Origin of the sequence: Bradyrhizobium sp., assembly GCF_049691595.1 — a bacterium.
In the GTDB taxonomy this organism is placed as follows: domain Bacteria; phylum Pseudomonadota; class Alphaproteobacteria; order Rhizobiales; family Xanthobacteraceae; genus Bradyrhizobium.
This window is the reverse complement of sequence record NZ_JBAVNZ010000664.1, coordinates 1-12,519: the sequence shown is the minus strand read 5'-3', so window position 1 is coordinate 12,519 and position 12,519 is coordinate 1. Positions and strand designations below refer to the sequence as shown.

The 12,519-nt window shown below is 63.8% G+C and carries 11 protein-coding genes and 1 pseudogene; 6 read left to right on the top strand and 6 right to left on the bottom strand.

Translation table 11 applies throughout. The features are described 5' to 3' along the window. Positions 1-799: pseudogene (locus WCE35_RS26675) on the bottom strand (hypothetical protein); the annotation flags it as partial. 374 nt (positions 800-1,173) lie between these two features. On the opposite strand from WCE35_RS26675, the gene WCE35_RS26670 reads away from it, so the two are divergent. Then, positions 1,174-2,412: an amidase gene (locus WCE35_RS26670; protein ID WP_424596299.1), complete on the top strand. Its 1,239-nt coding sequence runs from the start codon at positions 1,174-1,176 to the stop codon at positions 2,410-2,412. A 67-nt stretch (positions 2,413-2,479) separates the two neighbouring features. Here WCE35_RS26670 and plsY read toward each other — a convergent pair whose 3' ends face one another. From plsY to WCE35_RS26655, 3 genes are all read right to left on the bottom strand, one after another. Continuing rightward, positions 2,480-3,073 (bottom strand): glycerol-3-phosphate 1-O-acyltransferase PlsY, encoded by a 594-nt coding sequence (plsY, locus tag WCE35_RS26665; RefSeq protein WP_424596298.1) that lies wholly within the window; start codon positions 3,071-3,073, stop codon positions 2,480-2,482. Positions 3,074-3,195: 122 nt separating this feature from the next. Then, positions 3,196-4,497 (bottom strand): dihydroorotase, encoded by a 1,302-nt coding sequence (locus tag WCE35_RS26660; RefSeq protein WP_424596297.1) that lies wholly within the window; start codon positions 4,495-4,497, stop codon positions 3,196-3,198. Beyond that, positions 4,498-5,451, bottom strand: coding sequence for an aspartate carbamoyltransferase catalytic subunit (locus WCE35_RS26655; protein ID WP_424596296.1), 954 nt, complete (start codon positions 5,449-5,451; stop codon positions 4,498-4,500). Between the two features lie 211 nt (positions 5,452-5,662). On the opposite strand from WCE35_RS26655, the gene WCE35_RS26650 reads away from it, so the two are divergent. From WCE35_RS26650 to WCE35_RS26640, 3 genes are read left to right on the top strand one after another with little or no spacing between them, the layout of a single operon-like run. Continuing rightward, complete coding sequence (locus WCE35_RS26650) at positions 5,663-5,797, top strand: hypothetical protein (RefSeq protein WP_424596295.1); 135 nt, start codon at positions 5,663-5,665, stop codon at positions 5,795-5,797. Beyond that, on the top strand, positions 5,794-7,437 hold the full coding sequence (locus tag WCE35_RS26645; protein WP_424596294.1) for an acyl-CoA dehydrogenase family protein: 1,644 nt from the start codon (positions 5,794-5,796) through the stop codon (positions 7,435-7,437). Before WCE35_RS26650 ends, WCE35_RS26645 begins: the two co-directional genes overlap by 4 nt. Before the next feature lie 38 nt (positions 7,438-7,475). Beyond that, the gene (locus tag WCE35_RS26640; protein WP_424596293.1) at positions 7,476-8,222 is read left to right on the top strand and encodes a lysostaphin resistance A-like protein; all 747 of its coding nucleotides are present in this window, start codon (positions 7,476-7,478) and stop codon (positions 8,220-8,222) included. A gap of 3 nt (positions 8,223-8,225) precedes the next feature. Here the strand turns inward: WCE35_RS26640 and WCE35_RS26635 are convergent, their stop codons facing one another. Then, the gene (locus WCE35_RS26635; RefSeq protein ID WP_424596292.1) at positions 8,226-9,149 is read right to left on the bottom strand and encodes an AEC family transporter; all 924 of its coding nucleotides are present in this window, start codon (positions 9,147-9,149) and stop codon (positions 8,226-8,228) included. Between the two features lie 2 nt (positions 9,150-9,151). After that, the gene (ruvX, locus tag WCE35_RS26630) at positions 9,152-9,634 is read right to left on the bottom strand and encodes a Holliday junction resolvase RuvX (protein WP_424596291.1); all 483 of its coding nucleotides are present in this window, start codon (positions 9,632-9,634) and stop codon (positions 9,152-9,154) included. Between the two features lie 398 nt (positions 9,635-10,032). On the opposite strand from ruvX, the gene WCE35_RS26625 reads away from it, so the two are divergent. Further along, on the top strand, positions 10,033-10,713 hold the full coding sequence (locus WCE35_RS26625; protein WP_424596290.1) for a twin-arginine translocation signal domain-containing protein: 681 nt from the start codon (positions 10,033-10,035) through the stop codon (positions 10,711-10,713). 35 nt (positions 10,714-10,748) lie between these two features. Next, a partial coding sequence (locus tag WCE35_RS26620) for a GMC family oxidoreductase (RefSeq protein WP_424596289.1) occupies positions 10,749-12,519 on the top strand: 1,771 nt, incomplete at its 3' end.

The window sequence follows — 12,519 nt, the reverse complement described above, 5'->3', positions numbered from 1 at the left end:
TCGGTCGCGACATCATGCCGATATCGACGTTGCGCGCGAGCAGCGCGCTCACCGCGGTAGCCGAACCGTGACTGGCGACTTCTGCCTTGAATTCGGCTGACTTGCCGGCTGCCCGCAGCGACCAGTTGTCCTCTCCCGGCTTCTCCTCGCGAATGTCGTTGGCGCCCGAGGTCCTTGCGTACAGTCTGACCAGCTCCGGTACGAGCTCGGCTCCGACGGTATTCGAACCTGCGAACCGCAGCGTGTCGATGGACGACCGGGAAGGATCGGTGATGGGCGCTGCCGACGTCGGTGGAGTGATGGTTGCCACTCGGGCCGGTGGCGGTGAGGCATCAGCCCTGATCGAGGTCTGAGGCGACGAGGTCGTGGTTGAGGTTTGAGACGGCGAAGTCGGAACCGAGGTCTGAGCCGACAAGGTCGAAACTGGGGTCTGAGGCGGCGAGGTGACGGTGCGCTCCAATTGAGAAAGATTGCGTTCGGCCGCGGCGCAATCGGTCTGTTTGTTGGTCACGTTGCGCTGGCCCACGACCTTACTTTGATCGTATGCGTGTCGTATCGAGGACGCTTCTTCATTGTTGACGGCGTAAGCGCTGATCAGACCCGAAACCTTGTCGGCCATGGCTTTGATGCGCGGCGGAGATACTGCTGGACACACCGAGGCCGCGCCAAGAACGCGTCCTACTTCGGTCGCAATCTCCCACACGGTGTCGTATCGGCTGCCGGGCTGGGCGGCGTTTCCATTCCCCGGCACGGCGATAAGTGCGGCGCCGAGCACGGCAAGCAAAAATTGAGAAGGCATTTCGAATCTCCTCGGAGCCGGCCCATCCATCGCTCCATAGATTTCCTTATAGGTTCCGTGGTTTGCATTTTGGGTAATTTAGCGGCGGCATTGAGGCTGCATTTCGAAACGAAACATATCCCCACCGAAAATGAAGCTGCTGAATGACCGGTGATTTGCGCTTGCCGCCAGGCGGGGATTCGGGGAGCGACAAGGCGATTCAGAGCGACGGGCGTATCGCCAAAGTGTGTCCGGTCGTGCATGCGGACACAGCTTTGCCCAACCGCAGATTGCGATCAACTCGTTTGCGGACACTCGTTTGCGACGAGCCGACCGCTTGCCCGATGCTGACCCCCTCCGTAAAAGCGATGCATTGCCACGGGGAACAACTGCCAATGATCTCGCTCGCCGAACTTCAGCGCCGTATCGATTCCGGCGATCTATCGACCGATGCGGCGATCGCGCAATCGCTGGAGGCGATTGGCGCCCATGACAAGACCATCGGCGCTTTCGTCTGCCATGCGAAAGATGCCCGCGCGGCGAGTGCCGGGCCGCTGCGCGGCATCGCGGTCGGCATCAAGGACATCATGGACACATCGGACTTTCCGACCGAGATGGGCTCGCCGATCTACCGCGGTTTTCGCCCGCGCGGGGATGCGCCCGTCGTGGCCGCCCTGAGGCAGGCGGGCGCGACCATTATCGGCAAGACCACGACGACCGCGTTCGCCTCGCTCGATCCGACGGCAACCCTCAATCCGCGCCATCATGGTCATACGCCGGGCGGTTCGTCGTCGGGCTCGGCGGCAGCCGTGGCCGCCGGAATGATACCGTTGGCGCTGGGAACCCAGACCGGCGGTTCGGTGATCCGGCCGGCCTCGTTCTGCGGCGTCGCTGCCATAAAACCGTCGTTCCGCTTGCTGCCGACGGTCGGCATCAAATGTTATTCGTGGACACTGGATACCGTCGGGCTGTTCGCGGCCGGCGTCAGCGATCTGGCGCACGGGTTGTCGGCGATGACCGGCCGGCCCGAATTGATGCTGCCAGCTGCGATCTCCACCCTGCGCATCGGCGTCGTGACGCAGGATTTTGCCGGCGCGCCGGAGGTGGCGGGCGGGGAGGCGCTGCGGATCGCGATCAAGGCGGCGGAAGCCGCGGGGGCTTCTGTCCGCACGCTGGCATTGCCGGAGATCGTCGCAGAAGCCTGGCGGATCCAGCCGACGATCCAGGAATTCGAGGCGCATCAGGCACTGGCCTGGGAATACCACACGCATTACGACGCGATGGCGCCACTGGTGCGCGCAAGGCTCGACGAAGGCAAGGGGATAGCGCCCGCCGCTTACGACGCAGCGCGCGGAGTTGCGAAGAAGGCGAGGCGCGCATTGGCAGGGGTGTTCGAGGATATTGATGTCTTGCTGACGTTGTCCGCGCCGGGGGCGGCGCCGAAGGGGCTTGGCTCGACCGGCGACGCCCGTTTCAACCGGCTCTGGACCTTGATGGGTGTTCCCTGCGTCAATATTCCCGCTGATGTCGCCGACGGTGGATTGCCGGTCGGTGTGCAGGTCATCGCCCGGTTTGGCAACGATGCGGGAGCGCTGGCGGCGGCGCGCTTCGTTGAAGATGCTCTCAAGGCGTAAGGCACGCCGTCATTCCGGGGTGCGCCTTTTCGCGCAGGCCCGGAATGACAGTCGAGAGGTGAAGCTACTACTTCTCCCCGATCCGCCCCTCGGTCCCTGCCTGCAACCGCCTGATGTTTTCGCGGTGCATGTAGAACAGCAGCATGGTCAGCACCGCGAACAGCGATGCCAGCGCCGGATGGCCGAACCACCACAGGAAGATCGGGGTGATGAAGGCCGCCACCAGCGCCGACAGCGACGAGTAGCGCGAGGTGACGGCGGTGGCGAGCCACATCACGCAAAATACCACGGCCGCGGGCCAGAACAGGCCGAGCAGCACGCCGATATAGACGGCGACGCCCTTGCCGCCGCGAAACTTCAGCCAGACCGGGAATAGATGGCCGAGGAAAGCGCCGAGCCCCGCCAGCATCGCGGCGTTCGGGCCGCCGTAGTAGCCGGCGATCACCACCGCGACGGTGCCCTTCAGCGCGTCGCCGATCAGCGTCGCCGCGGCGAGGCCCTTGCGGCCGGTGCGCAGCACGTTGGTGGCGCCGATATTGCCGGAGCCGATCGAGCGCAGATCCTCGGTGCCGGCGAGTCTTGTCAGCACAAGTCCGAACGGGATCGAGCCGAGGAGATAGCCGAGCAGGAATGCGACGACCAGAAATGCGTCAGCGGACATCGCGGTTGCTCCCATCCCGGCATATTTCGCGCGCATCAGAGGCTCTTTTTAACGCGTTTTCTTGACGCGAACCGCTATCCACCCCGGATCGTGTCCGGGGCAGGCTTTCGCTTGAAGATGCTCTAGACATGCTCATAGACCGTCCGCCCGCCGACAATCGTCCGCACCACCCGGCCGGTAAAGCGGGCTTCGTCGAACGGCGTATTCTTGCATTGCGACTTTAGATCGGCGGGATCCAGCACCCAGGGAATGTCGGGATCGATCACGACCACATCCGCCGGGGAGCCCGCGCGCAGCGATCCGCCCGGAAGTCCCAAAAGTTCCGCGGGTCGCGTCGACATCGCGCGGATCAGGGTCTTGAAATCCATCTCGCCATTGTGAATCAGCCTCAAGCCGGCCGGCAGCATGGTCTGCAGGCCGATCGCGCCGGCGGTCGCCTCGGCAAACGGCAGCCGCTTCACCTCGACGTCCTGCGGATTGTGATCGGACATCACGACGTCGATCAGGCCGGAGGCGACGGCTTCGACCAGTGCGAGGCGGTCGTCCTCGGTGCGCAGCGGCGGCGAGAGTTTCAGGAAGGTGCGGTAGGGGCCGATGTCGTTTTCGTTCAGCGTGACATGGTTGATCGAAACCGAGGCCGAGACCTTGAGGCCGACGTCGCGGGCGCGCTTGAGGATATCGAGCGATTCGACGCAGCTCAGCGAGGCCGCGTGGTAGCGCCCGCCGGTCAGGGCGACGAGGCGCATGTCGCGCTCGAGCATCACGGCCTCGGCCGCATTGGGGATGCCGAACAGGCCAAGGCGGGCGGCAAATTCGCCTTCGTTCATCACGCCTTCGCCGACCAGATTGGGGTCTTCGGTATGGTGCACGATCAGCGCGTCGAAATCGCGGGCATAGGTCAGCGCGCGGCGCATCACCTGCGCATTGGTGACGCTTTTGTCGCCATCGGTGAAGGCGACGGCGCCGGCGGCCTTCAACAGGCCGATCTCGGTCATCTCGAGGCCGAGCAGGCCTTTTGTCAGCGCCGCCATCGGATGGATGTTGACGATCGCGGTGTCGCGGGCGCGGCGCAGCACGAAATCCACCGTCGCCGAATTGTCGATCACGGGCGAGGTATCCGGCTGGCAGATGATGGTAGTGATGCCGCCGGCGGCCGCCGCCTGGCTCGCGGAGGCAAAGGTTTCGCGGTGGCCGGCGCCGGGCTCGCCGACAAAGGCGCGCATGTCGACCAGGCCGGGCGCGACAATCTTGCCGGCGCAGTTGATGATGTCGGTGCCTTCGGGGACGCCGGCGGCGCCGATGCCGCGCCGGGAGTCGCGGATCATGCCGTCGGCGATCAGGACGTCGCCGGGGCCGTCGAAATCCCGCGACGGGTCGACCACGCGGGCGTTGGCGAGCAGGATCGGGCGGCGACCGGTCAGCATTTATGCGTTCGGCAGGTTGCGGGCGAGCGCTTCCAGCACCGCCATCCGCACCGCCACTCCCATTTCCACCTGTTCGCGGATCAGCGATTGCGCGCCGTCTGCCACGATCGAATCGATCTCGACGCCGCGGTTCATCGGTCCCGGATGCATCACCAGCGCATCCGGCTTGGCATAAGCAAGCTTCTTCTGGTCGAGGCCGAAATAGTGGAAGTATTCCTGACTCGAGGGCACGAACGAGCCGTTCATGCGTTCGCGCTGCAGCCGAAGCATCATCACGATGTCGGCGCCGTTCAGCCCCTCGCGCATGTCGCGGGCGACCTCGACGCCCATCCGCTCGATGCCGCGCGGCAACAGCGTGGAGGGCGCCACCACGCGGACCCGCGCGCCCATGATGTTGAGCAAGAGGATGTTGGAACGCGCCACCCGCGAATGCATCACGTCGCCGCAGATCGCGATCACAAGCCCTTCAAGCCGGCCCTTGTTGCGGCGGATGGTCAGCGCGTCCAGCAGCGCCTGGGTCGGATGCTCGTGGGCGCCGTCGCCGGCGTTGACGACCGACCCGTCGACCTTGCGCGCCAGCAGTTCCACCGCGCCGGAGGCATGGTGCCGCACCACCAGGATGTCCGGGTGCATGGCGTTGAGCGTCACCGCCGTGTCCACCAGCGTCTCGCCCTTGCGCATCGATGACGAGGACACCGACATGTTCATGACGTCGGCCCCCAACCGTTTGCCGGCGATCTCGAACGAGGACTGGGTGCGGGTCGAGGCCTCGAAGAACAGGTTGATCTGGGTGCGGCCGCGCAAGGAGGCGCGCTTCTTATCTACCTGGCGGTTGAGCTCGACATATTCCTCGGAAAGGTCGAGCAGGCCGGCAATGTCGGCAGCGGAAAGCCCCTCGATTCCCAGCAGGTGCCGGTGACCGAGGACGAAGGTCGATTTCAATGCAGGGGTCATTAAAGCCAGAGCTATAGGCAGAGATGCAACGGGGGGCAAGGGCGAATAGGGCGTCCGGAAGTTATCCCCCGGTCTGTCCCCGCGCCAGACAGCCATGGAACAAGTCCGGCCAAGACGATTCAGCATGATTGTTCCAACATGAAGGCCGGTACCGCGGCGACCTCGATTACCCCCGGCACAGCGCCGCTGGCGCAATGCGCTGGTGGCCGCGATGGCCGGGCAAGGATTTGTGAACTATTCGAAGGCGTGGGGGCATTTTTTTCTGCCGGGCGCGGGCGGGCAGGCCTATGATTTTCCCGATCCCGGCACCGCGCCATCGATTCCCGACCATCAGGACCGGCCATGACACAGGCTTCATTTTCGACCCACGAGGTCTTCAACCAGTCGCCGCCGTTCGAAGACGTCGACCTGTTCGCGCTGGACCGGCCGCTCGCCGACGCCGTCGCGGCCAATGGCGGTACGTCGGCGCGGCAGGAATTGTCGGAATTCGGCAGGCACTGGGGCTCGGTGGCGATGGCGGAGCGGGGCCGCATCGCCAACGAGAACACGCCGAAACTGCGTAGCTTCGATTCCCGCGGCAACCGCCGCGACGAGGTCGAGTTTCATCCCGCCTATCACGAGCTGATGGCGCATAGCGCCCACGCCGGCCTGCACAATTCGACCTGGACGATTGAGGGCAAACCGGCCGGTGGCGCCGCCGAAGTCGTGCGCGCCGCGAAATTCTATATGGCCGCGCAGGTCGAGGCCGGTCATCTCTGTCCGATCACCATGACGCGTGCGGCGGTGGCGGCGCTGGCGTCGCAGCCGGATGTGCAGGCCAAGACGATGCCCGTGATCGCCACGCGTTCCTACGACCCCGGCTTTGCGCCATGGTGGACCAAGCGGGGGATGACGCTCGGCATGGGCATGACCGAGAAGCAGGGCGGCACCGACGTGCGCGCCAACATGACGCGGGCGGTGCGCGACGGAAATGCCTATCGCATCACCGGGCACAAATGGTTCATGTCGGCGCCGATGTGCGACGCCTTTTTGGTGCTGGCGCAGGCCGATGAAGGGCTGAGCTGCTTCTTCATGCCGCGCTTTGCGCCGGACGGATCGATCAATGCGATCCGGTTCCAGCGGCTGAAGGACAAGCTCGGCAACCGCTCCAATGCCTCTTCCGAAGTGGAATTCACCGGCGCCTATGCGCTGCGGGTCGGCGACGAGGGCAAGGGCATCCGCACCATCATCCAGATGGTGCAGTTGACGCGGCAGGATTGCGCGATCGCCTCCGCCGGCCTGATGCGGTCGGGCCTGGCGCATGCGCTGCATCACGCCAGATACCGCAGCGTATTCCAGAAACATCTCGCCGATCAGCCGCTGATGCAGGCGGTGCTGTCGGACATGGCGCTGCATGTCGAGGCTTCGATTGCGCTGGTGATGCGGCTGTGCCGGTCGTTCGACCGCGCGCCCGATGACGCCGGCGAAGCCGCCCATATGCGGCTGTTGACGCCGGCGATCAAATACTGGGTCTGCAAGAGCGCGCCGGGTTTTCTCTACGAGGCGATGGAGTGCCTGGGCGGCAACGGCTATGTAGAGGAGGGCATTGTGGCCCGCCACTATCGGGAGGCGCCGGTCAACGCGATCTGGGAAGGCTCCGGAAACGTGATGTGCCTCGACGTGCTCCGCGCCCTGTCGCGCGAGCCGGACGCGGCATCGAGCGTGTTGCAGCGGCTCGCGGACGAAACCAGGGGCCTGCGGGGTGCCGGCGAGGCCGTCGGCTTGGTCGGCAAATCGTTCCGCAGACCCGATAGCGAACGGGTCGCGCGACTGGCGGTCGAAAGGCTGGCGCTGCTCGCCGCCGCTGCCGCGCTCAACCAGGTGTCGGCACGGCACGCCGAACTGTTCGCGGCGACCCGCCTTGCCACACATCACGCCAGCATGTACGGCGCGGTCGAGCTGGCTGATAACGATATCCGTGCCCTGCTGGAGCGGGCGCTGCCCTGAAGCCTTTGATGCATTCCCGCCCTCCCGAAATTCCTCCCATGACGGCCACGCTTGCGCAACGTCCGCCCCGGATCTGGAAATTCTGGGGCACGACGCTGTGGGGGCTGTTCGTCTTTGCCGCGATGTTCATCGGGCAGATCGCGGTCGTGGCTTATTTCGCGTTGCGGCAGGACGTGCCGTTCGATATCGCCGCCGCGATCCATGTCGTCGGCGGCGGACTGACGATCTCGCTGTCCGTCATCGCAGGGTTGCCGGCGGTATTGCTCGCATTGTGGATCGCGATACGTCTGTCGCGCACCCCCTTTGCCGACTATCTCGCGCTGCGCTGGACCTCGTGGAAAAACCTTTTGATCGGCATCGCGGCGCTGGTCGTCCTGGTCACCGGATGGGACTTGCTGTCCCGCGCGCTCGGGCGTGAGGTCGCACCGGGATTCATGGGCGACGTGCTGAAATCGGCGCAGGCCGACGGTGCGCTGTGGCTCTTGGTGGTCGCTTTCTGCGTCGTAGGACCGATGTCGGAAGAATTGTTTGCGCGCGGCTTCCTCTATCGCGGCTGGTCGGAATCGTCGTTGCGACCGGCGGGTGCCATCATCCTGTCGTCGGCGGCCTGGACGGTGCTGCACCTGCAGTATGACTGGTTCTTTTTCGGCGAGGTGTTTTCGATCGGGCTGTTGCTCGGTTACCTGCGCTATCGCAGCAACTCGACCTGGCTGACCATCGTTTTGCACGGCCTCAACAATCTCGCGGCGACGGCGCAGAGCATCTGGCTGGCGGGATCAAGCTAAAACTCACGCCACCAGCGCGATCGCGATCGGCATGGTCACCGCCGCAAGGATCGTCTGCAGGGTGATGATTTGCGCCAGCAGCGGCGCGTCGCCGCCCATCTGCCGGGCCAGCACATAGGCGCTGGAGGAAGCCGGCACCGCCGAGCAGGCCGCCACGATCGCAAGGTTGGAGCCGGACAGGCCGAACCACAGCGAAAGCGCGACCGCGAGCGCCGGCATCAGGATCAGCTTGAGGACAACGGCGACGGTCGCGGCAAGGCTCGGTCGAAACATCCCTTCGAGATGCAGGCCGGCGCCCGTGACCAGCAGGCCGATCGCGAGCGAGGACCGGCCGAGCGCGTCCGCGACCTCATGCCATATCTTGGGAAGCGGGAGGTGCAGAATGTTGAGGAGAAGGCCGATGGCGCAGGCCCAGATCAGGGGATTGCGCACCACGGTCATGACGACGGCGCGGACCGACGGCCGTACAGGCGAAGCGTAGTGCGCCAGCACCGCGACGCTGAGCACGTTGACCAGCGGGATGATCGCGACCATCGCGACCGAGGCCAGCGCCAGCCCGGCATCGCCATGGAGATTGCCGGAAACCGCCAGCGCCACATAGGTCTGCCAGCGCGTCGCGCCCTGAAAGACCGAGGTGAAGGCCGGGCCGTCGATGGCCAATCGGGCGAGCAGGGGCCGCAGTGCGAGGCACAGCAGCGACATCGCGGCCGCTGCCAGCAAAAGCGCGCCGCCGACGCCTGCGACCGGCACGTTGGTCAGATCGGCCTTGACCAGCGTCTGCACCAGCAGCATCGGAAACAGCACGTAATAGGTCAGGCGTTCCAGCCCATGCCATTGCGTCTCCAGCCGCATCAGGCTTCGCTTCAGGATGAAGCCCAGCACGATCAGCAGGAACACCGGCAGCAGCGCCGCCATCACCACCGCCATCGTCAGCGGTCTCCGCGCAGCTTCGCCAGCCGGTCCAGCGCGCCCTGCAGGATGAAGATCGCGGCGTGCTCGTCGATCACCTCGGCGCGGCGGGCGCGGCTGACGTCCATCCCGATAAGTTCGCGCTCGACCGCGGCGGTCGATAGCCGCTCGTCCCACAGCGCGATGGCGGAAGCGGCGAGATTGGAAAAGTTGCGCGCAAAGGCGCGGGTCGATTGCGCGCGCGGCCCCTCGCTGCCGTCCATGTTGATGGGCAGCCCGAGCACGAAGCCGACCGCGCGGCGCTCGCCGGCAATGGCGATCAGCCGCGCCGCGTCGGCCTTGAAGGCCGTGCGCTGGATGGTCTCGACGCCGGTCGCAAGCCTGCGATCGGGGTCGGAGACCGCGACGCCGATGGTCTTGGTACCCAAATCGAGGCCGACGAGCGCGCCGCGTTCAGGCCAGTGCGTAACCGCGTCGACCAAGGGGAGGATGGGGGCAGCCATGGCCCCGCATAACACGCGGTCCGTCGGTCATGCAAAGCAATGTGGCGTCCCCCTGGAGGCAACGCCACGCCGCGCCGTTGATTTCGTTTTGAGAATGCCTGGTGCTTTGCTTCGAAGGGATGCGAGATCATCGCGGCTCTTCGTAAATTGTGACGTGTCATGTAATCTATATCACTTAGTGCCATGGCGATTTGTGCCATCTTATGGAGGGAATTTAATTGAACAAAATTGCTACCAAGGATTGAACCACAACAGGAATTGAACGACCAATAAGAAAAAGTGCCAAGCTTTATCGAACTCGCTTCTGACTGGGCGGACTGTTTTTCAGAAGGTTTCGCCTGCCGGCATCGTTATCGTTCGTTTCATTTTTTTGCGCAGAAATTAGGTTGGAGGGGTCAATGACTCCGCTCGACGGTTCAGACGCAATTCAATTTTCCGACGCGGCTATTTCCAAGCGACAATTCCTCGGACAACTCGCCGCCGCAGGCGCCGCGGCTATTCTGTGGCCGGGCGACGCGAACGCCGTCATGGAATTATGGGAATCCGGCGACCCGCTTTGCGTCGTTCCTTATCCGACGCTCGACAAGCCGGACGGCTATGAACTCGATCTGGCCTATCTGGAAACCTTCATCGCGATGTCGGCGGCCTTGACCGGCGTTGCACCGCTGGATCGCCACTTGGCGAACCAGTACATGGAGCGTTACGCCACGCATCCGCAGATTTCCAAGAATCTGGACATCCTCGTCAAGGCCTATCGGGGCCTCGCGGCTGACAAGAAGCCCCAGGATGGTGACATCAAGCAAGGCATCATGATGTCGTCGGATGGCGCTGTCCGCGCGGGCGCCAAGCAGCTGATTTATCTTTGGTACACGTCGGCGTTCTTCATCCCGCTCGATGCAGGCACAGATCCGAACCGGCCACTTCTTCAGGACGATCCAGCAGATACGCGCAAGAAGGCTTGGGTCTATGGCACGCCGGAGCAGTACGAACATGGGCTGATGTGGAAAGTCATCTCGGCCCATGCGCCGATGACGCCGGGAGGGCCGCGGCGATACTGGGCGACGGCTCCCATTTTATAGTTCAATCCATTTTTCAGGGCTCCGGGGAGACAAGCATGCGACCGATCCTCGAATATGCCGAGTTTGATGTTGTCATTATCGGTTCCGGAATTGCGGGCGCCCTTGCCGGAAGCCAGTTGGCCCAATCGGGTTATCGCGTCCTGATCCTGGAGGCGGGTGGGGTACCCCCGGATTCGCTCGGCCGCTGGGCGATGGTCCACAATTTCACGGCTTCTCCATCGAAGGCCCCGGACTCGCCGTTCTGCGGCGAGGACGTGCTGCCGGTGGATCAGGCGGTTGATCCCAGGAAGACCCCCGGCACGTACCGGTTTCTGCAACCCAGTCCGATCGAGGATGGCGGCAAGAACTATTACGACTACGACGCCGAATCGATCAGCAAGAAACGTTTCTTCAAGAGCTACTACGAGCGGATCGTCGGTGGCTCGACCTGGCATTGGCAGGGCATCTACATCCGCATGCTGCCGAACGACTTCAAAATGAAGAGTCTTTACAAGGTCGGATTTGACTGGCCGATTTCATACCGCGACCTCGAACCCTGGTATGTCCGCGCGGAATATGAAATGGGGGTAGCCGGAAGCGACGAGGAAAACGAATACTACTACGAGCGGAAGTTCGGCGCCTATCGCAGCAAGCCCTTTCCCATGCCGGCGCTGGTGCCGAGTTATATCGACAAGCGGCTGGCCGGCGCCATCAACGGCAAGGCCGTTCCAAAGCATGGCCTGCGCTTGCGGGTGAACACGGTGCCGCACGCCATCAATTCCGAGCCCTATCAGGGCCGCCCGGAATGCGACGGGCATACCTCGTGCGTGCCGCTGTGCCCGACCAAGGCAAGATACGAAGCAATTATCCATGTCGAGAAGGCCGTCCGGGCGGGAGCCATTCTGCGCACGCAGGCGGTGGTCACCAAGCTTGACATCGATCCGGACAAGAAGTGGGTATCGCGGGTCTGGTACAAGCGGCCGGACGGCACGCTGGACCGGGCGTCGGGCCGCATTGTCGTGCTGGCGGCTAATGGAATCGAGAATCCTCGAATTCTGCTGTCCTCAAGCGCCGCCACATCGAGCGACAAGGTCGGCCGTTATCTGATGGACCACCCCATCAAGCAATCGTTTGCGCTTGCTCCCAAGGCGCTTTTTCCCTTCCGCGGCCCCCAGACCACGTCCGACATCGCGGCGTTCCGCGACGGCGATTTTCGGGAGCGCTATGCCGGCTTCAAGACCTCGATCAAGAATGACGGGTGGTCGAGCACCAAGACGGGCTCGCCGCGCGGCAATTTCATTCCGCCCAAGGACCCGACGGGCAATCAGAACGTCAACGGCACCATTCTGGATTTTGTCGAGAATTGGGGTCATTTCGGCACATCGCTGCGGGACAAGCTTCGCGACCACGCGACGCGGCAGATCACGCTCAACAGCGCCTGCGAGCAGCTGCCGCTGGAAACCAATCGCGTCACCCTGTCGGCGAACAATGACGGCCTCGGTATCCCAAGGCCAATGATCCAGTATCGCCTGGACAACGACGACTACGTGCGGAATTGCTTCAAGACCGTTATTGACGTTCACACTTTCATCTTTGACCAGCTCGGTGCGACCGATCGCGTGATGCAGGCCGACCCGCCGGATTCGCTGATTTATGGCGGCTCAGGCCACATCATGGGAACGACCCTGATGGGCAGCGATCCCAGGACCTCGGTGGTCGACAAGGAGTGTCGCACCCATGACCATCCAAATCTCTTCATTTTGGGGAGCAGCGTGTTCCCGACAGGCGCGACGGCAAATCCCACCTCGACCATAGCCGCGCTTGTAC

Bases quoted from the DNA above. Each gene is read 5' to 3' on its own strand.
- WCE35_RS26670 (WP_424596299.1), top strand. From the start codon at position 1,174: ATGATCTCGCTCGCCGAACTTCAGCGCCGTATCGATTCCGGCGATCTA.
- plsY (WP_424596298.1), bottom strand. From the start codon at position 3,073: ATGTCCGCTGACGCATTTCTGGTCGTCGCATTCCTGCTCGGCTATCTC.
- WCE35_RS26660 (WP_424596297.1), bottom strand. From the start codon at position 4,497: ATGCTGACCGGTCGCCGCCCGATCCTGCTCGCCAACGCCCGCGTGGTC.
- WCE35_RS26655 (WP_424596296.1), bottom strand. From the start codon at position 5,451: ATGACCCCTGCATTGAAATCGACCTTCGTCCTCGGTCACCGGCACCTG.
- WCE35_RS26650 (WP_424596295.1), top strand. From the start codon at position 5,663: ATGGCCGGGCAAGGATTTGTGAACTATTCGAAGGCGTGGGGGCATTTT.
- WCE35_RS26645 (WP_424596294.1), top strand. From the start codon at position 5,794: ATGACACAGGCTTCATTTTCGACCCACGAGGTCTTCAACCAGTCGCCG.
- WCE35_RS26640 (WP_424596293.1), top strand. From the start codon at position 7,476: ATGACGGCCACGCTTGCGCAACGTCCGCCCCGGATCTGGAAATTCTGG.
- WCE35_RS26635 (WP_424596292.1), bottom strand. From the start codon at position 9,149: ATGGCGGTGGTGATGGCGGCGCTGCTGCCGGTGTTCCTGCTGATCGTG.
- ruvX (WP_424596291.1), bottom strand. From the start codon at position 9,634: ATGGCTGCCCCCATCCTCCCCTTGGTCGACGCGGTTACGCACTGGCCT.
- WCE35_RS26625 (WP_424596290.1), top strand. From the start codon at position 10,033: ATGACTCCGCTCGACGGTTCAGACGCAATTCAATTTTCCGACGCGGCT.